Source organism: Variovorax sp. OK212 (assembly GCF_900112425.1).
GTDB lineage: Bacteria > Pseudomonadota > Gammaproteobacteria > Burkholderiales > Burkholderiaceae_C > Variovorax.
Window position 1 is genome coordinate 43,058 of the sequence record NZ_FOLP01000011.1, and the last position, 21,180, is coordinate 64,237.

At 70.2% G+C, this 21,180-nt stretch carries 18 protein-coding genes; 4 read left to right on the top strand and 14 right to left on the bottom strand.

The features are described from left to right. Positions 1–17 precede the first annotated feature (17 nt). On the top strand, positions 18–914 hold the full coding sequence (locus BM004_RS26390; protein ID WP_177206613.1) for a LysR family transcriptional regulator: 897 nt from the start codon (positions 18–20) through the stop codon (positions 912–914). Positions 915–960: 46 nt separating this feature from the next. Here BM004_RS26390 and BM004_RS26395 read toward each other — a convergent pair whose 3' ends face one another. Genes BM004_RS26395 through BM004_RS26435 form a run of 9 tightly spaced genes read right to left on the bottom strand, consistent with a single transcriptional unit; the run spans position 961 to position 11,537 of the window. Next, a complete protein-coding gene (locus BM004_RS26395) occupies positions 961–2,055 on the bottom strand; it encodes an enolase C-terminal domain-like protein (protein ID WP_093129292.1) in 1,095 nt (364 codons plus the stop codon). A gap of 13 nt (positions 2,056–2,068) precedes the next feature. Next, positions 2,069–2,779 carry an ABC transporter ATP-binding protein gene (locus BM004_RS26400; RefSeq protein ID WP_093218019.1) on the bottom strand — a complete coding sequence of 237 codons (711 nt, stop codon included), beginning with the start codon at positions 2,777–2,779 and terminating at the stop codon, positions 2,069–2,071. Next, on the bottom strand, positions 2,776–3,534 hold the full coding sequence (locus BM004_RS26405) for an ABC transporter ATP-binding protein (protein ID WP_093129294.1): 759 nt from the start codon (positions 3,532–3,534) through the stop codon (positions 2,776–2,778). Before BM004_RS26405 ends, BM004_RS26400 begins: the two co-directional genes overlap by 4 nt. 1 nt (position 3,535) lies before the next feature. Beyond that, complete coding sequence (locus BM004_RS26410) at positions 3,536–4,480, bottom strand: branched-chain amino acid ABC transporter permease (protein ID WP_093218021.1); 945 nt, start codon at positions 4,478–4,480, stop codon at positions 3,536–3,538. Further along, positions 4,477–5,349 carry a branched-chain amino acid ABC transporter permease gene (locus tag BM004_RS26415; RefSeq protein WP_093129296.1) on the bottom strand — a complete coding sequence of 291 codons (873 nt, stop codon included), beginning with the start codon at positions 5,347–5,349 and terminating at the stop codon, positions 4,477–4,479. Before BM004_RS26415 ends, BM004_RS26410 begins: the two co-directional genes overlap by 4 nt. Further along, a complete protein-coding gene (locus tag BM004_RS26420) occupies positions 5,342–6,535 on the bottom strand; it encodes an alpha-hydroxy acid oxidase (RefSeq protein WP_093218022.1) in 1,194 nt (397 codons plus the stop codon). The genes BM004_RS26415 and BM004_RS26420 overlap by 8 nt, the downstream gene beginning before the upstream one ends. Positions 6,536–6,562: 27 nt before the next feature. Then, positions 6,563–7,762: an ABC transporter substrate-binding protein gene (locus tag BM004_RS26425; RefSeq protein WP_093218024.1), complete on the bottom strand. Its 1,200-nt coding sequence runs from the start codon at positions 7,760–7,762 to the stop codon at positions 6,563–6,565. Between the two features lie 41 nt (positions 7,763–7,803). Beyond that, positions 7,804–9,378: an indolepyruvate oxidoreductase subunit beta family protein gene (locus BM004_RS26430; protein ID WP_093218026.1), complete on the bottom strand. Its 1,575-nt coding sequence runs from the start codon at positions 9,376–9,378 to the stop codon at positions 7,804–7,806. Continuing rightward, a complete protein-coding gene (locus BM004_RS26435) occupies positions 9,375–11,537 on the bottom strand; it encodes a thiamine pyrophosphate-dependent enzyme (RefSeq protein ID WP_093129300.1) in 2,163 nt (720 codons plus the stop codon). The genes BM004_RS26430 and BM004_RS26435 overlap by 4 nt, the downstream gene beginning before the upstream one ends. Positions 11,538–11,783: 246 nt before the next feature. Here BM004_RS26435 and BM004_RS26440 point away from each other — a divergent pair, with 246 nt between their 5' ends. Then, positions 11,784–12,818, top strand: coding sequence for a carbon-nitrogen hydrolase family protein (locus tag BM004_RS26440; protein WP_093218027.1), 1,035 nt, complete (start codon positions 11,784–11,786; stop codon positions 12,816–12,818). Positions 12,819–12,848: 30 nt separating this feature from the next. On the opposite strand, the gene BM004_RS26445 is transcribed toward BM004_RS26440, so the two are convergent. Genes BM004_RS26445 through BM004_RS26455 form a run of 3 tightly spaced genes read right to left on the bottom strand, consistent with a single transcriptional unit; the run spans position 12,849 to position 14,073 of the window. After that, positions 12,849–13,112 (bottom strand): hypothetical protein, encoded by a 264-nt coding sequence (locus tag BM004_RS26445; protein ID WP_093218029.1) that lies wholly within the window; start codon positions 13,110–13,112, stop codon positions 12,849–12,851. Then, a complete protein-coding gene (locus BM004_RS26450) occupies positions 13,109–13,543 on the bottom strand; it encodes a VOC family protein (RefSeq protein ID WP_371270654.1) in 435 nt (144 codons plus the stop codon). Before BM004_RS26450 ends, BM004_RS26445 begins: the two co-directional genes overlap by 4 nt. Beyond that, positions 13,540–14,073, bottom strand: a complete 534-nt coding sequence (locus BM004_RS26455) for a helix-turn-helix transcriptional regulator (RefSeq protein ID WP_093218030.1) — start codon at positions 14,071–14,073, stop codon at positions 13,540–13,542. Before BM004_RS26455 ends, BM004_RS26450 begins: the two co-directional genes overlap by 4 nt. Before the next feature lie 210 nt (positions 14,074–14,283). Between BM004_RS26455 and hmpA the strand changes: the two genes are divergently transcribed. Next, positions 14,284–15,471, top strand: coding sequence for an NO-inducible flavohemoprotein (hmpA, locus tag BM004_RS26460; protein ID WP_093218032.1), 1,188 nt, complete (start codon positions 14,284–14,286; stop codon positions 15,469–15,471). A gap of 21 nt (positions 15,472–15,492) precedes the next feature. Here hmpA and norR read toward each other — a convergent pair whose 3' ends face one another. Both norR and BM004_RS26470 read right to left on the bottom strand, forming a co-directional pair. Further along, on the bottom strand, positions 15,493–17,073 hold the full coding sequence (gene norR, locus BM004_RS26465; protein WP_093218033.1) for a nitric oxide reductase transcriptional regulator NorR: 1,581 nt from the start codon (positions 17,071–17,073) through the stop codon (positions 15,493–15,495). A 99-nt stretch (positions 17,074–17,172) separates the two neighbouring features. Continuing rightward, positions 17,173–18,789, bottom strand: a complete 1,617-nt coding sequence (locus BM004_RS26470; RefSeq protein WP_256220069.1) for a CehA/McbA family metallohydrolase domain-containing protein — start codon at positions 18,787–18,789, stop codon at positions 17,173–17,175. A gap of 291 nt (positions 18,790–19,080) precedes the next feature. On the opposite strand from BM004_RS26470, the gene BM004_RS26475 reads away from it, so the two are divergent. After that, complete coding sequence (locus BM004_RS26475) at positions 19,081–21,162, top strand: putative bifunctional diguanylate cyclase/phosphodiesterase (RefSeq protein ID WP_093218035.1); 2,082 nt, start codon at positions 19,081–19,083, stop codon at positions 21,160–21,162. Positions 21,163–21,180 lie beyond the last annotated feature (18 nt).

Sequence of the window (21,180 nt, forward strand, 5' to 3'; positions counted from 1 at the left end):
GCCCCACGGCAAGACCCATGAGCCACCTCGACCTGAATCTCGTTCGCGTGTTCGTCGCGATCTACGAAACGCGCAGCGTGACCCATGCGGCCGAGCGGCTCGACGTCACGCAATCGACCGTGAGCTACGGGCTGGCCAAGCTGCGCAAGGTCTACGTCGACCGCCTGTTCTCGCGCGGCAGCGACGGCCTGGTGCCCACCGGCATGGCCGAGCAGCTGTTCCAGCGTTTTCGCGAGGCGCTCACCACCGTCGAGGGCACGCTCGAGCAGAACACCGCCTTCGACCCGCAGCGCTCCACGCGGCGCTTCCGCCTGGCGATGTCGGACATCGGCGTGCTGTATTTCGTGCCGCCGCTGCTGCGCCGCTTCCAGGAGGCGGCGCCGCGCATCGAGATCGACATCGTGCAGATCTCCGACACGCTGGGCGAAGACCTGTCGACGGGGCGGCTGGACATGGCCATCGGCAACATTCCCTCGCTGGGCTCGCCGGTGCACAGCGCGCTGCTGTTTCGCGAGCACTACGTGTGCCTGATGTCGGCCAACCACCCGACCATCGGCGACAGCATGAGCCTGGAGGCGTTCTCGGCGGCGCGCCACGTGATGGTGTCGTCGCCGCGCTCGGGCCATTTCCTCATCGAGGACGCGCTGGCCGAGCGGGGCATCAACCGCAACATCGTCGCGCGCGTGCCCCAGTTCACCGTGCTGCCGCAGCTGCTGTCGCAAAGCGACCTGCTGGTGCTGCTGCCTTCGCGCGTGGCCAGCCTCTACGTGCACCAGGGCGGGCTGAAGGCGCTGGCGCTGCCCGTGCCGCTGCCCGACTTCCAGGTGCAGGCGCACTGGCACGCGCGGCACGAGTACAGCGCGGCGCACCGCTGGCTGGTCGAGGAGATCGTGCCCACGCTCGGCAAGCTCTGAAAGTCGGATGGGCTGAAGCGCCGGCGTCGGCAGGCCGGGAGCGCAGCTACACCAGGTAGCGCCGCACCGCGTCCTCGTTCCACGCGATGCCCGTGCCCGGCTCGGCCGGCGCCGTGGCCATGCCGTTCTCGAAGGCCAGCGGTTGCGCCAGCACCGGCGCCGCCAGGTCCATGCGCTCGAGCAGGTGGCGCGTCGGCGTCACGGCCAACAGGTGCACGCTGACCTCCTGGAAGATGTGGCTCGACATCGGCACGCCGTGCGCCTGCGCCAGCGCCGCGGCGCGCAGCCAGCCAGTGACGCCGCCGATCTTCATCGCGTCGGGCATCGCCAGGTCGCAGGCGCCGGCCTGCAGCGCCTTGGCCATCTCGTCGGGCCCGCACCAGTTCTCGCCCATCTGCACCGGCAGGCGCACGCGCTCGCGAATGCGCGCGTGGCCCGCGTAGTCTTCCTGCAGCGTGGGCTCCTCCACCCAGCCGATGCCTTCGCCTTCGAGCGCATGGATGCGGCGCACCGCCTCGGGCACCGTCAGGCCCTGGTTGTAGTCGACCAGCAGCTGCGTGCCGTCGCCGATCACGCGGCGCAGCGCGCGCACCACCTCGAGGTCTTCGCCCAGCGTGGCGTAGCCGACCTTGGTCTTGATGGCGCCGAAGCCCTGTTCCATGGACAGCGCGGCGCGCCGCACGCCGAGCGCAACGCCGTCCATGCTGTGGCTGTCGTAGGCCGCCACGGGGCGGCGCGTGCCACCCAGGAGCTCGACCAGCGGCACGCCGCGCACCTTGGCCAGCGCGTCCCAGGCGGCCATGTCCAGCCCCGCGCTGGCCATCTGCGCGATGCCGGTGCGCCCCAGCAGCCGCAGCCGCTGCGCCAGTGTCTGGTCGAGGTCGAAGGGTGCCAGCGGCTGGCCCGCGAGGGCGCCGCCCAGCGTCAGCAGCATGCGCCGCGTGGCGCGCAACGCCAGCGGCGTGTAGGTGAAGACGTAGGCCCGGCCCACGGTGCCGTCGCTGGCGTACAGGTCGACCAGCACCAGCGGCGCCGTGGCCACCACGCCCACGCTGGTGCGCACGGGGTGCTCGAGCGGCACGTTGACGCAGCGCGCCTGCACGTCGGCCACCAGCAGGCCGGTATCGGGAAGGGTGTTCATGGGTGTGGTTCCTTCACAGGCCGAGGTAGGCCGCCTTCACGCGCTCGTCGCCGAGCAGTTGCGCGGCCGGCCCGCCGAGCGCGATGGTGCCGGTCTCCAGCACGTAGCCCCGGTCGGCCACCGACAGCGCCGCGTGCGCATTCTGTTCCACCAGCAGGATGGGGATGCCGCGCGCCTTGAGCCGCGCGATGACGTTGAAGATCTCCTTCACCAGCAGCGGCGCCAGGCCCATCGAGGGCTCGTCGAGCAGCAGCACCTTGGGCTCGCTCATCAGCGCGCGCGCAATGGCCAGCATCTGCTGCTGGCCGCCCGAGAGGGTTCCGGCGGCGAGCAGGCGCTTCTCCTCGAGCACCGGGAACAGCGCGTACATCTCGGCCAGCCGCTCCTGGCGGCGCGCGGGGCGGGTGTAGCTGCCCAGCAGCAGGTTGTCCTGCACCGAAAGCGGGCCGAACACCTGCCGGCCCTCGAGCACCTGTGACAGCCCGGCGCGCACGCGCGCGTCGGCGCTGTCGCGCGCGATCTCGCGGCCGAACAGCGTCACGCTGCCGGCGCCGGCGCGAATGAGCCCCGACACCGCGCGCAGCAGCGTGGTCTTGCCCGCGCCGTTCGCGCCCACCAGCGCCACCAGCTCGCCCTGGCCGACGCGCAGGTCGATGCCGTGCAGCGCCTCGATGCGGCCATAGCCCGCGAACAGGCCCTTCACCTCGAGCGCGGCGCTGCTCATGCGGCCTCCGCTTCGGTGCCGAGGTAGGCCGCGATCACCTGCGGGTTGGCACGCACCTCGGCGGCCGTGCCTTCGGCGAGCTTGCGCCCGTAGTCGAGCACCAGCAGGTGGTCGGAGATGTTCATCACCAGCTTCATGTCGTGTTCCACCAGCAGCACCGTCACGCCCGAGGCGGCGATGCCGCGGATCAGTTCGGTGATCTCCTGCGTCTCGGTGTCGTTCAGGCCGGCGGCCGGCTCGTCGAGCAGCAAGATTCGGGGCTTGCTCGCCAGCGCGCGTGCGATCTCCAGGCGCTTGAGCAGCCCGAACGACAGCTGCGTGGCGTGCGCATGGGCATGCCGCCCCACGCCCACGCAGTCGATGAGCCGCAGCGCCTCCTCGCGCAGTGCGGCGTCGGCGCGGCGCGTGGCGCCGGTCATGCCGCCCAGCAGCGAGCTGCGCGTGTGCAGGTGCGCGCCCAGCATCACGTTCTCGCAGGCGGTCATGTTCATGCACACCTGCAGGTTCTGGAAGGTGCGGCTCATGCCGCGGCGCGCCAACTGCTCGGGCGCCATGCCGGCCACGTTCTCGCCGTCGAGCAGGATCTCGCCGCGCGTGGGCTCGTAGACGCCGCTGATCAGGTTGAACAGCGTGGTCTTGCCCGCGCCGTTGGGCCCGATCACCGAATGCACCGAGCCGCCGCGCACACTGAAGCTCACGTCCTGCATGGCGTGCACGCCGCCGAAGGACTTGCCGAGGTTCTTCACTTCGAGCATCTCAACCTTTCCTGCGCAGCCGGAGCGCGAGCGTGGGCACCAGCCCCTTGGGCAGGAACATCATGGTGAGCATCAGCACGAGGCCGAAGAACACCATCTCGTAGCCGTGCAGGCCGCCCAGCAGCTGCGGCAGCGCCGTCAGCAGCGCGGCGCCCAGCACCGCGCCGAAGGTGGAGGCCATGCCGCCGAGCACCACCATGGTGGCCAGCTCCACCGAATGCGTGAAGGCCGCGAGCGACGGGCTGATGAAGCCCAGGTAGTGCGCCGTGAGGCTGCCCGACACGGCGGCGAACACGGCCGAGACCACGAACGCGCGCACCTTGAAGCGCGCCACGTCCACCCCCATCACGCGGGCCGCCACCTCGGAACCGTTGAGCCCGCGCAGCGCGCGCCCCGCGGGCGACTGGTGGAGGTTGAGCGACAGCAGCACCGACAGCCACAGCAGCACCGCGGCCAGCGCGTACCAGTGCAGCACCTTCGCGAAGGTGAAGCCAGCCACCGCCAGCGGCGGCACGGCCATGCCGTCGGGCCCGCCGGTCCAGTCGACCTCGTTGATCAGCACGATGTTGACGATCACGCCCAGCCCCAGCGTGGCCATGGTCAGCGAATGGCCCTTGAGCCGCAGGATGGGCTTGGCGATGAGCCAGGCCACCGCCGCCGCGCCCACGGCCGCGCCGCAGATCGCCAGCAGCGGCGGCCAGCCGAAGCGCACCGTGACAATGCCGCTGCCGTACGCGCCGATGGCCACGAAGGCCGCGTGGCCGATGCTGATCTGCCCGGCGAACCCCATCAGCAGGTTCAGCCCGATGGCCGCAATGGCCGCCAGCGCGATGCGCACCGCGACGTCGGCCACGTAGTTGTTGGGCATGGCCATCGGCAGCAGCGCGAGCACCAGCGCCAGTACCAGCAGGGAAGGGCGCAGCAGCGCATGCGAGCTCGCCTTCATACGCGCTCCGCCGCCTTGCTGCCGAACAGGCCGTGCGGCATGACCAGCAGGATGAACACGATCAGCACGAACGGCACCGCGTCCTTGTAGGCCGACGACACGTAGCCCGCCATCAGCGCCTCCAGCAGCCCGACGATGAGCCCGCCCACCACCGCGCCGCCCGCGCTGCCGAGCCCGCCCAGCGTGGCCGCGACGAAGCCCTTCATGCCCAGCATCAGCCCGATGTCGTACACCGTGGTCGTGATGGGCGCGGCCACCACGCCGGCCACCGCGCCCAGCAGCGCCGACAGCCCGAACGACAGCTGCAGCACGCGCGAGGTGGGAATGCCCACCGCGCGCGCCGCCAGCGCATTGGCCGCCACCGCCAGCATCGCCTTGCCGACCATCGTGAAGCGGAAGAACGCGAAGCACAGCGCGACCAGCACCGCCGCCGTGCCCAGCACCCACAGGCTCTGCGGCAGCACGTAGGCGCCGAGGATCGACAGCGACGCGTCGCCGCTGAAGGCGGGCAGGGTCTGCTGGTTCTTGCCGAGCACGATCTGCACCACGCCCTGGATGAAGATCGACGCGCCGATGGTGATGATGATCAGCGACACCACGCTGGCTTCGCCCGCGGGCTTGATGGCCAGCCGGTACAGCAGCAGCCCGGCCGCCACCGTGGCCAGCACGCCGCCCGCCACCGCGATGCCGTACGGCATGTTGGCGCCGAGCAGGGCGGCGGTGATCATCGCGCCCAGCATCAGGAAGTCGCCCTGCGCGAAGTTGATGACGCCGCTGGCGTTGTAGATCAGCGAGAAGCCCAGCGCGGCCAGCGCGTAGATCGCGCCGGTGGTGAGCCCCGAGAAGACGAATTGCATGAAGTCAGCCACGGCGGTCTCCGGTCTGAATGGCCTGGGCCGTTGAAAGAGGGGTGAGCAGGTGCCGCGGCGACACGTCCGCCACGCGGTCGGCACCGATCAGCACCATGGTGCGGGCGATGTCGTCGGCGAGGCCGGCAAGCACGCCGCGCGCGCCCGCTTCGCCGCCGGTGGCCATGCCCCACACCGCGGCACGGCCGACGAAGGCCGCGGTGGCGCCGGCGGCCAGCGCCTTCACCACGTCGCTGCCGCGGCGAAAGCCGCCGTCCACGAACACCGGAATGCGGTTCGCCACGGCGTCCACCATGCGCGGCAGCACCGAGATGGTCGAGGGCGCCGCGTCGAGCTGGCGCCCGCCGTGGTTCGACACCACGATGGCGTCGGCGCCGTGGTGCACGGCCAGCGCGGCGTCGTCGGGGTGCAGCAGGCCCTTGACCACCAGCGGGCCGTCCCACAGGCGGCGCAGCCAGGCCAGGTGCTCCCACACCAGGGTGCGGTCCATGGTGCGCGACAGCAGCGCGGCCTGCAGCTGGGGCGAGGTGGCGCCGTCGTCGGCCTCGCTGAGGTTCACGAACGACGGCGAGCGCCCCTGCAGCGCCATGCCGAGCGACCACGCCGGGTGCAGCGCCAGGTCGAGCAGCGTCGACGGCGTGAAGCGGAACGGCAGCTTGAAGCCGTTGCGCACGTCGCGCTCGCGCTGGCCGCTGACGGCGGCGTCCACCGTGAGCACCAGCGCGCCGTAGCCGGCCTCGCGGGCGCGGCGCACCAGCTGCTCGGCAATGGCGCGGTCGCCCATCACGTAGAGCTGCATCCACTGCAAGGCCGCGGGGTTGCGGCGCAGCGCGGCCTCGCGCACCGCCTCGAGCCGGTCGTTCGACGGCGTCGACAGCACGTGCGGCACGCCCGCCGAGGCGGCGGCGCAGGCCAGCAGGGTGTCGCCGTGCGGGCGCACCAGGCCCGAGAAGCCGACGGGCGCCACGCCCAGCGGCGCCGACCAGCGCTGGCCGAACACGGTGATGCCGGTGTCGCCATGGCTTGTGTCGCGCAGCGCGGTGGGCACCAGGTGCAGACCGGCCAGGTCCGCGACGTTGCGGCGCAGGCAGTCTTCGTTTTCCGCGCCGCCGTCGACATAGTCGAAGACGAAGCGGGGCAGCCGCCGGCGTGCATGCCGGCGGTGGTCGTTCGCATTGAGCTTCATGCGCTTCCTTGGGTGACGCGCGCCGCTTCAGCGAACTTCCGCGAACTTGCCTCCCTGCACCTCGACCATGCGGAACGCGGACACGTCCAGGCCCATGTGGTCGGTGGCCGACATGCGGTAGATGCCGCTCACGCCGACGAAGTCTTTCGTGGCTTCGATGGCGTCGCGCACCTTCTGCTTGTCGGTGCCGCCGGCGCGCTTGATCGCATCGACCAGCAGGAACAGCGCGTCGTGGGCGTAGCCGCCGAAGGTGGACACGTCCATCTTCGCGGTGCTCTCGTAGTCCTTCGCGTAGCCCACGCTGACCTTCTTCTGCGGGTCGCTGTCGGGCAGCGCCTGCGCAACGAGCAGCGCGGGCGAGGGCATGCGGATGCCTTCGGACGACTTGCCCGCGATGCGGATGAACTCGGTGGAGGCCTGGCCGTGCGAGGTGTACAGCGGCTGCTTCATGGCCAGCTGCTGGTAGTTGCGCGCGATGATGGCCGGCGCCTGGCCCGTGCCGAACACGAAGATGGCCTGCGCGCCCGACGACTTGATGCGCGTGAGCTGCGGCGTGACGTCGGTGTCCTTCTCGCCGTAGGTCTGGTCGTCGGACACCTTCAGGCCGAGCGTTGCGGCGAGCTTGAGCGTCTCGGTGCGGCCCGACTTGCCGAAGCCGCCGGTGTCCGACAGCAGCGCGAACTGCGTGAAGCCGCGCTTCTTCATTTCGCCGAGCACCTTCTCGGCCGCCATGCGGTCGGAGTGCGGCATCTTGAACACGTAGGGCTTGACCGGCTCGACGATGACCGAGGCCGCGGCCAGCGAGATCATCGGCACCTTCGACGCCTCGGCCTGCGGCAGCATCGCCATGGTGGAACCGGTGGTGGACGCACCGAGGATCACGTCGACCTCGTCCTGCATGATCAGGCGCCGCGTGAAGGCGTTGGCCTTGTTGGCATCGCTGGCGTCGTCGTACAGCACCAGCTCGAGCTTGCGGCCCAGCACGCCGCCGGCCGCGTTGATCTTGCCCACGTACATCTCGAGCGTCTTCTGCTGCGGGTCGCCCAGGAACGAGGCCGGGCCGGTGGCCGAGACCACGGCGCCGATCTTGATCGGGTCGGCCGCATGCACCAGCGACCCCAGCGACGCCAGTGGCAGCAGCAGGGTGGCCGCGAGCAGCGAGTTCACGGCGCGGCGGCCGAAGGGTGTGAAGGTCGTGAGGGGGATGGAAGTCTTCTTGTGTTTCATCGTCTTGTCTCCTGTCGTTCTAGGTTGAAAAATCGCTCGGCTCAGCGCGCCGGCCTTCGCCGCACGATGTGGATCGGGTGCACGCGCGGCGCGGGCGCCGGCAGGCCGAGCGCGCGCGCCAGCGTGCGGCCCTCGGGGTCGGCCAGCGCGGCTTCGCGCGCGGCGCGCACACGGGCCGCGGCCTGCTCGAGCGCGGCGGCATCGCGCACCGGCGGTGAAAGCACGGCCTGCATGTCGTCGAGCACCGCGCCAAGGTTGCGGTGGCCGCGTTCGCTGGTCTCGCCGTAGCCTTTCACCAGGTTGCCGCACAGCGCGAGCTCGTAGGCCAGCCGCGGGCTCATCGCCAGCGCGCGGCGCACCGTGTCTAGCCAGCGCTTGATCATTTCCTGCTCGGCGGCGTAGCGCGCGCTGCCGCGGCGTATCACGCGCAGCGAGCGCAGGCCGCACAGCATCGCGAAGCCCAACACCGTGTCGGTGCGCATGTGCAGCCCCACGTTGAGCTTGTGCGCCTTGTGCGCCAGCCGCTTGCGCAGCCAGGCCGAGGCGCCCGGCGGCAGCAGCGAGCAGACCTCGTCCAGGCCCGGCTTGAGGTATTCGGTGAGCCGCAGCGGCTCGTTGCCGCGCGCGCCCACCTCGTCGCGCACGCGCTGCAGGCGCTCGCCGCGCGTCTTGAGGTCGGCCACGCGGATCACGTCCTCGTAGCTCATCCACAGCGCGAGGTAGCGCGCGGTCTCGCGCGTCACGGGCAGGTCGCCGCCGAAGGGCTGCTCCAGCGCCAGCACCGATTCCACGCGCTGCATGTAGAGCTCGCCGTAGCGCGCGTCCTGGTAGTCGGCGACCTGCTGCAGGCCGTGGCCTGCGAGCTCGCGCAGCGGCTCGGGCAGGGCGGCGATGCGAGGGTGCACCGGCGTGGCGGCTGGCGCCTTTGCATCGTCGGCGGGTGCTGCCGCGGCCACCGCCGCACCGGTCACATGGTCGAAGCCCGCCGCGAAACCTTTCAGGCTGGCCTCCACCGCCTTGCCCGATTCGCGGATCGCCTGTTCGCAGGTCTCGCGCGAGAACGGAATGGCGCCGCTGCCGGCCATGGCGCCGAACATCACGGTGTTGATCACCGTGCCGTTGCGCCATGCGAGCGCGCGCATGTCGAACAGGAAGCTGCGCTGCGCGAGCTCGGTGGCCGCGTCGATCACGCGCTGGCCGTCGTAGCGCCCGTCGCCCATGGCGGACTTCTCGACCACCGCGTATTCGCGGTGCGTGGAAGCCGCGAGCGTGGTGCGCCGCGGATGCACGAAGCCGCCCTGCAGCATGCGGCCGGCCTCCACCAGTTCGGAGGCGGCGACGATGTCGACGTCGCCCGGGTTCGGCGTGAGCGAGAACACCGGGCGTGCACCGCCCAGCTGCCCGGCCGGCACGGGGTAGATCTCGATGTAGTAGTTGGTGGCGCCGGTGCGCTGCGCCACGCCGGGCACCGAGGTGCTCTGCACCGGGAAGCCGCAGGCCGTGGCCGCGGAGATGAGCCAGTCGGCCAGCACGCCGCCGCCTTCGCCGCCCATGGCGGCCACCAGCACGGTGACGATGCGCGGTGTTGCCGCGCCTGCGGGTGTCGTCGTGTTCATGCCGCCAGTGCCTCCGAGCGGTCGCGCGCCTTGCCGGCCATGAGGCCGATGACCCCGCCGCGCAGCCGGTGCAGCAGCCGCTCCCAGGTGCCGGCGTTCTGCACGATCTCGGCCTTGTAGAACGACGGGCAGAGAATGGCCGCGTGCGCGTTCTCGCCGCACAGGCCGCAGCCCACGCAGCCCTGGTTGACGGTGGCCACCGGGTCGGTGCGCAGCGCGCTGGGGTTGGGCTTGACGGTGAGCGACGGGCAGCCCGACAGCCGGATGCACGAGTGGTCGCCGGTGCACACGTCGTCGTCGATGCCGAAGCGCGTGCGCACCACGCGTTCGCCGCGCTTGAGCCTGGCGGCCTGCACCGGCTTGATGCGGCGCTGCCGCTCGAGCTGGCATTCGCCGTCGGCAATGATCACCTTGAGGCCGCCTTCTTCGGTGGTCATGGCCTCCTGCAGCGTGTCGCGCATCTCGGCGACGCTGTAGCTCCTGACCTTGCGCACCCAGGCCACGCCCACGCCCTTGAGCGCGGCCTCGATGTCGAGCGTCAGCGGCTTGGCCGCGGGCTGCGTGGGCGAGGAGGGAATGGCCTGCGTGCCGGTGGCCGAGGTGTAGCCGTTCTTCAGGATCACCAGCACCGAGTCCTGGTTGTTGTAGACCGCGTTCACCACGCCGCTGGTGAAGCCGTTGTGCCAGAAGCCGCCGTCGCCCATGATGCTCACCACGCGGTTGCCCATGAGCGGCGCGATGCCCGACGAGCTCGCCAGCCCCAGGCCGTAGCCCAGCACCGTGCTGCCCGTGTTGAAGGGCGGCAGCGTGCCGAAGGTGTGGCAGCCGATGTCGGCGCTGACGTGCACCGCGCCCAGCTCCTTCTGCATCAGCTTGATGGCCGCGAACACCGGGCGCTCGGGGCAGCCGATGCAAAAGCCCGGCGGGCGGTTGGGCACCGGCACGCCCAGCGCGGCCACGGCCTGCGGCTTGAGCGCGCCCAGCGGCGCGGCGGCCTCGACCACCTGCAGCGCGCCGTCTTCGCCCAGCGCCTGCGGGCGGGCCTGGCGGATGAACTCGGCCAGGCTGCGCACCAACACTTCACCGGTGTATTCGCCGGCCATGGGGAAGATGTCCTTGCCGTGCAGGCGCGTGTCGCAGCCGGCCTTGCGCAGCATCGCGTGCAGCGCGTCTTCCAGGTAGTTGGGCTGGCCTTCCTCGACCATCAGCACCGCGCGCTTGCCGCTGCAGAAGCCGACCAGCTCGTCGGGCACCATCGGGTAGACCACGTTGAGCACCTGCAGCGGAATGCGGCTGTTGCCGAACGCGTCGGCCAGGCCGAGCTGTTGCAGCGCGCGGATCGTGCCGTTGTAGAGCCCGCCGGGCAGGATCAGGCCGATGTCGTCGCAGTCGCCGTCGAAGCGCTCGTTGAGCTTCTCGCGGCGAATGAATTCCAGCGCGGCCGGCCAGCGCGACTCGATCTTCATGCGCTCCTGCGCGTAGATCGACGGCGGCAGGTTGATGTTGGCGAAGTCGAAGTGCGGCTGTGCGATCGACGCGCGCGTGGAGATGGCCGGCGCGCGGTTGTCCTTGCACACGAAGCTGCCGTGCACGTGGCAGGCGCGGATGCGCAGCTGCAGCATCACCGGCGTCTGGCTCGCTTCCGACAGCTCGAAGCTGCGCTCCACGGCATCCACGATGGACGGGAGGTTGGGCCGCGGGTCCATGAGCCACATCTGCGACTTCATCGCGAAGGCGTGCGTGCGCTCCTGGATGATGCTGGAGCCCTCGCCGTAGTCTTCGCCGAGGATGATCAGCGCGCCGCCCTTCACGCCGGCCGACGCGAGGTTGGACAGCGCATCGGACGCGACGTTGGTGCCCACGGTGGACTTCCACGTCACCGCGCCGCGCACCGGGTAGTTGATGGACGCGCCGAGCATCGCGGCCGCGCCGGCCTCGGAGGCGCTGTTCTCGAAGTAGATGCCGAGCTCGTCGAGCAGGCCGCGCGCATCGCCGAGCACGTCGATCAGGTGCGACACCGGCGCGCCCTGGTAGCCGCCGATGTAGCTCACGCCCGACTGCAGCAGCGCCTTGGTGACGGCGAGGATGCCCTCGCCATGAAATTCCTCGTCGGCGCCCAGCGAAAGGCGTTTGACTTCTTCGGCGAAAGATCGCTCCATGGCTTTTGTGTCTCCGGCTGGCGCCCGGTCGGGGCGCTGGCTTGTGTCGTGGGATGGCTTGCGGGGTTGGACTTTAGGGGGGTACTTTCAGCAATCCAATCGATGCGACTGGCGTTACACATCGATGAATTCGATGCAGCTGTCGATCGACAGCGTCGATGCGTAACACCGGCCGGCTCGATAGGACTGGCGCGGGGGCGAACCTAGAGTCGCGATTCCCACAACGAAGAACCCAGGACCGATGCCATGACCGCTTCACAGAAAACCCGGTACAAGGTTGCCGTCGTCCAGGCCGCGCCCGCGTTCCTCGACCTGGCCAGAGGTGTCGACAAGGCCATCGGCCTGATCGAGGAGGCCGCGCGCAACGGCGCTTCGCTGGTCGCGTTTCCCGAGGTCTGGTTGCCCGGCTATCCGTGGTGGATCTGGCTCGACTCGCCGGCGTGGGGCATGCAGTTCGTGCAGCGCTATTTCGAGAACGCGCTGGTGGTCGACAGCCCCGAATGGGAGCGCCTGAAGGCCGCCGCCGCGGCGAACCGCATCCACGTGGTGCTGGGCTACAGCGAGCGCGCCGGCGGCTCGCTGTACCTGGCGCAGGCCATCCTGGACGACCACGGCCAAGTGGTCGCCACGCGCCGCAAGCTCAAGCCCACGCACGCCGAGCGCACGGTGTTCGGCGAGGGCGACGGCAGCCATATCGCCGTGCACGAGACCGCGCTCGGGCGCATGGGCGCGCTGTGCTGTGCCGAGCACATCCAGCCGCTGACCAAGTACGCGATGTTCTCGCAGCACGAGCAGGTGCACATCGCCGCATGGCCGAGCTTCTCGGTCTACCGCGGCGCCGCGTTCCAGCTCAGCGCCGAGGCCAACAACGCCGCGAGCCAGATCTATGCGCTGGAAGGCCAGTGCTTCGTGCTCGCGCCGTGCGCCACGGTGTCGAAGGAGATGCTCGACATGCTGATCGACACGCCCAACAAGCGCGACCTGCTGCTGGAGGGCGGCGGCTTCGCGATGATCTACGGCCCCGACGCGAAGCCGATGTGCGAGCCCTTGCCCGAGACAGCCGAGGGCCTGCTGTACGCCACGCTCGACCTGGGCCTGATCGGGCTCGCCAAGGCGGCCTACGACCCGGTCGGCCACTACTCGCGGCCGGACGTGCTGCGCCTGTTGTTCAACAGCAAGCCGGCGCCGCGGGTGCATGCCTTCGAGCCGGACCCCGTGGAACGCTCGGCGCTGGCGGGCGATTTCCAGTCACCGGACGGACAGGATTCGCCTGGGGTGTGAGCCGCGTCCGGCAAGGGGAGGAGAACTCTCCTAATGGGCGCGCGCCGAACCCCGCGCACCCTGCCTGCGGCCGAGGTAAGGCTGCACGAACAGGTAGAGACCCGTGAACAGCAGCAGCGCCAACGGAAGCAGGGGCGCGTACGTGATCCAGGGCGGCGGTGCGCCGGGCCTGGTGGCCATGGCCACGAAGTTGGCGATGACGGTCAGCGTGAACGCGATGGACACCCAGCGGTGGAAGGTCCGAATGCCGGTGCCGGTGCCGGTGCCGGCGTTCGCGGCGTGAATGCCGCTCATGCCTTGCTCCCGGGCGCCTGGATCATCTTCCAGCCGTTGCCCGCCGGGTCGCGAAAGCTCGCGTCCACGCTGCCGAAGCGGCTCACAGGCTCCTGCGTGAACTCCACGCCACGGTCGCGCATCTGCAGGTAGGCCGCATGGCAGTCGGCCACGTTCAGCACCAGCGGCGGCATCGCGCCCTTGGCCACCATGCTGCGCAGCGTTTGCGCGGTGGCCTCGTCGTGCACCGGCGGGCCCGGCTTGAACAGGCCGAGCTCGAACGACGGCTGCTCGGGGTGCAGCACGGTCAGCCAGCGGTAGTCGCCGTTGCGCACGTCGGCCTTCACACGGAACCCGAGCTTGTCGACGTAGAACGCAAGCGCTGCGTCCTGGTCGTCCACATACAGCCCCACCACACCCACACCCGCACCCACACTAATACCCTGGCTCATCGCGACATCTCCTTGGTTGAAAGCCGCTTTGTACCGTCGGCCCCGCGGCGGCGCTTCTCCGAAACTGCTTCGGTGAGATCGGGCCGCTGCGCGGCCTTGAGGAAACAGGGCGGCACGCGCTCGAGCTGCTGCGCCGCGGCCCGCAGGCGCGGGCGCAGCGCGCTGGGGTTTTCGCCGGTGATGTCGCGGAAGGTGCGCCCGAAGGTGCCCAGGCTTTCCCAGCCGGTGGCGAAGGCGATCTCGGTGACGGACAGCTCGGTGTCGCGCAGCAGCGCGGTGGCCTGCTCGATGCGGCGCGTCAGCAGGTAGCGGTGCGGCGGAATGCCGAAGGCCTGCTTGAACGAGCGCGCGAAATGCGCTTCGGACACCCCGCTGACCTCGGCCAGCCGCAGCACGGGCCAGGCCTCGTGCGAGGCGGCGTCCATGCGGTCCTTGGCGCGCAGCAGGCGGCGCAGCAGTTGCGGGTCTTGAGAGGCCACGGTGCTGGCCGAAGCGACGGCTGGCGTATGAGGGTCTTGGCGGGATGGCATGGGTTCGAGGTGGGGCTTGCGCAGCTTAGCCGGACTGCGCACTCGTTGCGCTTGTCCAGTCGATTCGACAGTAAACGTCGAAATGACGTGGTTTGAAGGGGAGTCAATTTGACGTTGAAGCGCGCCAAGCCATTGATTCATAAGGGTTCACGAGCCGGCACGCCGGTTGCAATGAGCAAGGCACCCAAATCAACGATTCACCGAGGTTCCATGATCACCGCCGCCCAACGCGCCATCGTCTCGTCCACCGTGCCCCTGCTCGAACAGGGCGGCGAAGCCCTGACCACCCATTTCTACAAGATGCTGCTGGCCGAGCATCCCGAGGTTCGCCCCTTCTTCAACGAGACCCACCAGGCCAAGGGCGACCAGCCGCGTGCGCTGGCCAACGGCGTGCTGATGTACGCCAGGAACATCGACCGCCTGGAGGCGATGGGCCCGCTGGCCACGCAGATCGTCAACAAGCACGTGGCGCTGCAGGTGATGCCCGAGCACTACCCGATCGTCGGCGGTTGCCTGCTGCGCGCGATCCGCGAGGTGCTGGGCGCCGAGATCGCGACCGACGAAGTGATCGAGGCCTGGGCGGCCGCCTACGGTCAGCTCGCCGACATCCTCATCGGCGCCGAGAGGCAGCTGTACGACGCGCAGGCCGCGGCGCCCGGCGGCTGGCGCGGCGCGCGCGCCTTCACGGTGGCGCGCAAGGTGGCCGAGAGCGCGGAGATCACCTCGTTGCATTTCGCCCCGGCCGACGGCGGCGCGCTGATGGGCTTCGCGCCCGGCCAGTACATCGGCCTGCTGCTGCGGGTGGACGGCAAGGACATTCGCCGCAACTACTCGCTGTCGGCCGCGCCCAACGGCAGGACCTACCGCATCAGCGTGAAGCGCGAACCCGGCGGCGTGGCCTCGAACTGGCTGCACGACCACGTGCAGGTGGGCGACACGCTGCAGCTGCTGCCGCCCTCGGGCGAGTTCGTGCTGGCCGAGAGCGGGCGGCCGGTGGTGCTCATCAGCGGCGGCGTCGGCATCACGCCGACGCTGGCGATGCTCGAGCAGGCGCTGGCCACCGAGCGCGAAGTGGTGTTCATCCACTGCGCGCGCAACGGCGACGTGCATGCGTTCCGCGAGCAGATCGAGGCGGCCGCGGCGCGCCACCCGCAGCTGCAGCGCTTCTATTGCTACGACGAGGTGAGCGACGCGGCGGCACCCGCGCCGCACGCGGTCGGCCGGCTCGACCTCGACCGCCTGAACGAGTGGCTGCCGTCGCACACGCGCGACGTCGACGCCTACTTTCTCGGGCCGAAGCCTTTCATGCAGCAGGTGCGCCGCGGGTTGCGCAGCTGGGGCGTGCCGGACGCGCAGTCGCGCTTCGAATTCTTCGGACCGGCCTCGGCGCTGGAGTAACCGCGAACCAGGTCGCGGGCCTCAGGCCCGCGCGACACCCAGCCGCTTCGCCATGCGCGCGAGGTTGGCCGGGTCGATCTGCAAGGCCCGCGCGGCGGCCGCCCACTGGTTGTCGTTCTGCGCGAGCGCATGCAGCACCATGCGGCGCTCCAGGTCGCTCACGGCGTCGCGCAGGCCGAGGCCTTGGGCCTGCACGGCGGCTGCGATGTCGGCGCTCGCGCCCCTGGGCTGCTGCGCGCTTGCATCGCCGGCCGTGCCCGCTGCACCGAGCCCGAGGTCGTCCGCGCCCAGCGTCAGGATGCGCGGCCTTTGCGCATGCCGGCCCAGCGCCTTCACCACGCTGCGGCCCAGCAGGTGCTCGAGCTCGCGCACGTTGCCGGGCCAGTCGTAGGCCAGCAGCGCGGCCTGTGCGCCGGCATCGAGCCGCACCGCGCCCAGGCCCATGCGCGAGCGCGCCTCCTCCAGGAAGAAGCCGCCGATCGGCAGCACGTCGCGCCCGCGCTCGCGCAGCGGCGGCACCACCAGCGGGTACACGCTGAGCCGGTGATAGAAGTCCGCGCGCAGCCGGCCCGCGCGCACCTCGTCGGCCAGGTTGCGGTTGCTCGCCGCGATCACGCGCACGTCGACGCGGTGCTCGCGGTCGGAACCCAGGCGCTGGAGGTGGCCGCCCTGCAGCACGCGCAGCAGCTTGGCCTGCACCTGCAACGGCAGCTCGGCCACTTCGTCGAGGAACAGCGTGCCGCCATCGGCCAGTTCGAACTTGCCGCGCCGGTCGCCCACCGCGCCGGTGAAGGCGCCGCGCACGTGGCCGAAGAGCTCGCTCTCGACCAGGTTGTCGGGCAGCGCCGCGCAGTTGATGCTGACCAGCGGGCGCTTCGCGCGCGCCGATGCGGCGTGCAGCGCCTGTGCCACCAGTTCCTTGCCGGTGCCGGTCTCGCCCTGGATCAGCACGCAGAGGTCGGTCGGCCCGGCCAGCGCGATTTCTCTGAGCAGCCGCTTGTGCGCGGCGCTGTGGCCGATCAGCTGGCGCGGGCCGTGGCCCGTGGCCTGCGCATAGCTGTCGGCGCGCAGGCGTTCGTCTTCCGCGCGCGCGGCCAAGCCGTGCATGCGCGTGGCCAGCCCGACGGTGGCGGCCGACAGGCTCGCGAAGGCCTGCAGCACGTCGAGCTCCACGCGCGAGAAGCGGCCGACCTCGAGCGCGTCGAGCGTCAGCACGCCCCAGGGGCGGCCGTCGACCTGCAGCGCGCAGCCCATGCAGTCGTGCACCGGCAGGTGGCCCTGCACGCCGTCGACCAGGCCGTCGAAGGGGTCGGGCAGGCCGCAATCGGCCGGGAAGCGCACGGGGCCCGGTGCCGCGAGCAACTGCTCGAAGCGCGGATGCTCGGACACGCGAAAGCGCCGGCCCAGCGTGTCGCCGCTCAGGCCATCGACGGCCAGCGGCACCAGCCAGTCGCCGTCGAGCCGCAGCATGGCGGCGGCGTCGCAGGGCAACAGCACGCGCAGGGTTTCGAGCAGGCGCCGGTGGCGCTCGGCCTCGGGGAGGTCCTGCGCCAGGTCGGCCATCAGGGGAAGCAGGGCGGTGAGCAGGCTGGGCGGGGTCATGGGCCGGTCATTTTGACTGCCATGAAGAGTCCCCGTTCGCCGCACTGTCAGCCACCGGGCGTGGCGAGGCGCCGCACCCGCCCGCCCGCCCGCCGCGGCTTACTTCGCCGCGACCTTCACGAACACCGGGTTCGAGTAGAACCACAGGTCGCTGTAGTTGCGCACGTTGATGGCGTTGAAGCGCGCCACGTTGTCGGTGCCGGTGCTCTGCGCATCGAACAGCGGCTCGCCGCCCGCGGTTTCGTTGGGCACGTCGGTGCCCAGGTTGGTGCCGCGCAGGCGGAAGTACTGGTTGTTGCCGGCCTTCACCGTGTAGCTGACGGCGAAGTAGCCGTCGGCGTCGAGCTTCCAGTCGCTGTGCGTGAAGCGCTTGAGCACCCGGGTCGACGCGTTGGTGTCGCGCGCATAGCCCGGCGTGCCCGGCGCTTCCGCACCGGTGACGTCGCCCACGATCAGGTCGACGTGGTCGACCACCGGCTTCACGTTGGCGAAGTTGCCGCTGCCCAGCTGGTACTCGAAGTTGTTGCGCTCGGGGCTCTTGAAGCGGATGGTGATGGTCAGGTCTTCGCCCGAGGTGGCCGCCACTTCGGAACCCATGTCGCCCGCGCCCTTGGCGCTCTTCACGTTGAAGTCGAGCGCATCGATCAGGTCGCCGTTGACCGCGAAGAGCTTGCCCGAGCGCATGGCGGCAAGCAGCGACTTCGGGTCCTTCACGTCGCCCCACAGGTGGTTCTTGGCGTACTCGCCGGGCGCGTAGCCGCTGCTGTACAGGCCCTTGGAGGTGGTGAAGTGGTAGTCGGAGTCGGCCACGTTCCAGATGTGGCGGCCTTCTGACAGCAGCGCGTCCCAGGTGCCGCCGAGCTTGGCGACGAGGTAGTCGACGCCGCCGTAGGTGCGCGAGGGCAGGTTGGCCGGAATGTAGGCGCTGGTGTAGCCGCCGCGGTCGGGCTCCATCTGGTTGCCGACCATGCCTTCGAGCGAGAACACGATGTTCGGCGCGAGGTCGTTCATCTCGCGCAGCTGGGCGGCGGTGTACTTGCCGGGGTTGCGCGAGGGGTGGTTGATCTGCAGGTAGCTGCTGTCGGGGTAGTTCGCCTTGAGCCAGGCGATGGCCGCGAGCGTCTCGGCGTGCGTGCTGTAGGTGGTGCCGGCCTTCGCGCCCCAGGCCGCGACGTCGCCGGCCGGGAAGAGGGCCGCCGCGCGGTCGGTGAAGAGGTACTCGAACTGGCTCACCGCCTTGAGTGCCGCGTCCGACATGGGCTTGTCGCTCAGGATGCCCACGTTGCCGTGGTCGTGCGAGGGCATGTCCCACTCGAAGGCCGCGAAGATGGTCTTGTCGGCGTACTTGCCCGCGGCCTGCAGCGCCTTGATGCGCGGCACCTGGTACTTGGCCATGCCTTCGGAGAACGGAATGGCCGCGGCCAGCTTGTTGCCGTCGTTGTCGTAGTTGGACAGGCGCAGGTGGTCGGAGATGGCGGCCCAGTCGAGGCCGAACTGGTCGAAGGCCTTGGCCAGCACCTGGTCGAGCGTGGAGATCTGCTGGGTGTCGTCGGACTGCATCGTGTGGATGTGCAGGTCGCCAACGGTCCAGCGGCCGGCCGGCGCCACCGGGGCGGGCACCGGGGCCGGTGCCACGGCCGCCGGGGGTGCGGGTGCGGGCACTATGGGCAGGAAGGCGGCGCCGTTGGAGCTTCCGCCGCCGCAGCCGGCCAGCATCAGGGTGCCGAGGGCGAGGGTCGAGAGCAGGGTCCGGGCAAAGACCGGAGGAAGGGCGGAAGGAAGGGCCGAAGGAACGGTCGAGGGCGTCTGGAGATGGGAGGACATGGCAGGCAAAAAAAGACGCGCACGTCTCGCACGCGTCGAAGCAAAGCGGCCGAGTCTGGATTCCGGCGATGACGTCTGGATGAAAGACAAACGAAAGTTCGTTGTTCCGCCCCCCGAAATTTGCGTGCCGCGGGCGGGAACGGGGCTCGGAGCCTCGCGCCGTCTATAAACTGTGACCCTTCCATGAATGCCCGCGCACCCACCCCTTCGCTCACCGCTTCCGTCGATGGCGATGTGCTGTACCGCATGGTGCGCACCGACCAGCTGGTGGTGGTCCGCCGCAGCGTGATGTCGGCCATTTCGATCAATGTGGTGCTGAGCTTCACCGCGACGCTGGTGGCCCTCAACGCGGGCCGGGCCTTCGAAGGGCTGATCTGGCTGCTGCTGTCGCTCGCGGTGAACGGGGCGCGCAGCTACATCTGCCGCTGGCCCTTCGCCCCGTCGCCCGGCGTGATCGTCGAAGAGGGCGTGGCCGTGTCGCCCACCGGTCGTCCGGTCGAATGGCACCTGCGGGTGGCGGCCACGATGGCCGCGGCCTCGGGCTGCGTCTGGGCGCTGATTCCGCTGCTGTGCAACGGCTACTCGTCGCCGCAGGCGATCTTCTATCTGACGGTGGTGTGCGGCATCTGCGCCGGTTCGGTCACCTACGGCATCGCCTACGCCTTCGTGCCCATCAGCTTCATCACGCCGGCGCTGCTGTCGGTGGTCGGCTGCCTCGTGTATGCGGGCGGCTTCGACAACGTGGCCCTGGCCGCGATGGTGCTGCTCTATCTTGGTGCGCTGGCGCGCGGCGCGCTGCAGAGCGACAAGGCTTTCCGCGAAGGCAGCCGCCTGAAGAACGAGGCCACGGCACTGGCCTCGCAGCTTCGCCAGGTGCATGCGCTGTCGCTCGACGCGACGCAGCAACTGGCCTTCCGCGCCTCGCACGATTCGCTCACCGGCCTGCTCAACCGCGAAGGTTTCACCGAGGCGGCCACCTTGCACATCGCCGTGCCCGACGGCCGCCAGCACGGGCTGCTGCTGCTCGACCTGGACGGCTTCAAGGCGGTGAACGATGCCTTCGGCCACAAGATCGGCGACCGCGTGCTGCAGGACGTGGCCGGCTGGCTGCAGCGCGAGCTCGCCGGCATGAACGCGACGCTCGGGCGCTGGGGCGGCGACGAGTTCGCGGTGCTCTACACCCTGCGCGCCGACCGGCAGGCGCCCACAGCCATCGCGCAGGCGCTGATCCGCTCGATCTCTTTCGCCACGGCGCACTACGGCGGCCACCTGGGCGTGAGCATCGGCATCTCGGTGGCGGGCGACGCCGACGTGGCCGACATGATCAGCTTTGCCGACGAGGCGCTCTACGAAGCCAAGCGCACCGGGCGCAACCGCTTCCAGATGTTCGACAAGGCGCTCAACCAGCGCCTGGCCACGCGCCGCGACGTCGAGCGCGACCTGCTGCACGCCATCGAGGCGCGCGCCATCGGCGTGTGGTACCAGCCGATCATGGCCTGCGACAGCAACGAGGTGCACAGCCTGGAAGCGCTGATGCGCTGGCACCACCCGCGCCACGGGCACATCTCCCCCGAAGAAGTGATCTTCGCGGCGGCGAACACCGGCCTGGCCGAACCGCTGCTGCGCCACCTGGTCGACGAGGTCTGCCGCGGCATGCGCCAGTTCGAAGCCGCGGGCTCGAGCCTGGCGGCGGTGCCGGTGGCCATCAACGTGTCGCCGCGTGAAATGGCGCAGCTGGCGGTCGACGACATCGTGCTGGGCATGCTGAAGTCACGCGGCATCGCGCCGCGCCGGCTGCAGATCGAGATCACGGAAGAGGTCGCGCTCGACACCCACGCCACGCGCAGCCGCCTGAGCGCGCTGTCGGCGGCGGGCGTGGCGATCGTGGTGGACGACTTCGGCGTGGGCTATTCGTCGCTGGCGTCGCTGCGCAGCGAGTACGTGCGGCAGGTGAAGATCGACCGCAGCTTCATCCTGGGGCTGTCGTCCTCGCCGGGCAACGTGGTGCTGGTCGACTCCATCGTGCAGCTGGGCCGCTCGCTCAACCTGCAGGTGGTGGCCGAGGGCGTGGAAACGCAGGAAGAACTCGACGCGCTGCGCGCGCTGGGCTGCAAGCTGGTGCAGGGCTACCACCTTGCGCGGCCGGCACCGCTGCCCGACGTGATGGCGTGGGCCGTGTCGCTCGCCGCTGCCGGTGTGGCCGCGGGGGCGGCCTCGGGTGCGGTTGCAGCCACTGCTGCCGTGGCGCCCGCCAACGCGGCCTGAGCCGCACGGCGAAACGCC

Coding starts and splice junctions, on each gene's coding strand:
- BM004_RS26405 (WP_093129294.1), bottom strand. CDS start 3,534: ATGCTCGAAGTGAAGAACCTCGGCAAGTCCTTCGGCGGCGTGCACGCC.
- BM004_RS26440 (WP_093218027.1), top strand. CDS start 11,784: ATGACCGCTTCACAGAAAACCCGGTACAAGGTTGCCGTCGTCCAGGCC.
- BM004_RS26435 (WP_093129300.1), bottom strand. CDS start 11,537: ATGGAGCGATCTTTCGCCGAAGAAGTCAAACGCCTTTCGCTGGGCGCC.
- BM004_RS26470 (WP_256220069.1), bottom strand. CDS start 18,789: ATGCTGGCCGGCTGCGGCGGCGGAAGCTCCAACGGCGCCGCCTTCCTG.
- BM004_RS26420 (WP_093218022.1), bottom strand. CDS start 6,535: ATGAAGCTCAATGCGAACGACCACCGCCGGCATGCACGCCGGCGGCTG.
- BM004_RS26450 (WP_371270654.1), bottom strand. CDS start 13,543: ATGAGCCAGGGTATTAGTGTGGGTGCGGGTGTGGGTGTGGTGGGGCTG.
- BM004_RS26390 (WP_177206613.1), top strand. CDS start 18: ATGAGCCACCTCGACCTGAATCTCGTTCGCGTGTTCGTCGCGATCTAC.
- hmpA (WP_093218032.1), top strand. CDS start 14,284: ATGATCACCGCCGCCCAACGCGCCATCGTCTCGTCCACCGTGCCCCTG.
- BM004_RS26410 (WP_093218021.1), bottom strand. CDS start 4,480: ATGAAGGCGAGCTCGCATGCGCTGCTGCGCCCTTCCCTGCTGGTACTG.
- BM004_RS26455 (WP_093218030.1), bottom strand. CDS start 14,073: ATGCCATCCCGCCAAGACCCTCATACGCCAGCCGTCGCTTCGGCCAGC.
- BM004_RS26395 (WP_093129292.1), bottom strand. CDS start 2,055: ATGAACACCCTTCCCGATACCGGCCTGCTGGTGGCCGACGTGCAGGCG.
- BM004_RS26475 (WP_093218035.1), top strand. CDS start 19,081: ATGAATGCCCGCGCACCCACCCCTTCGCTCACCGCTTCCGTCGATGGC.
- BM004_RS26400 (WP_093218019.1), bottom strand. CDS start 2,779: ATGAGCAGCGCCGCGCTCGAGGTGAAGGGCCTGTTCGCGGGCTATGGC.
- BM004_RS26425 (WP_093218024.1), bottom strand. CDS start 7,762: ATGAAACACAAGAAGACTTCCATCCCCCTCACGACCTTCACACCCTTC.
- BM004_RS26430 (WP_093218026.1), bottom strand. CDS start 9,378: ATGAACACGACGACACCCGCAGGCGCGGCAACACCGCGCATCGTCACC.
- norR (WP_093218033.1), bottom strand. CDS start 17,073: ATGACCCCGCCCAGCCTGCTCACCGCCCTGCTTCCCCTGATGGCCGAC.
- BM004_RS26445 (WP_093218029.1), bottom strand. CDS start 13,112: ATGAGCGGCATTCACGCCGCGAACGCCGGCACCGGCACCGGCACCGGC.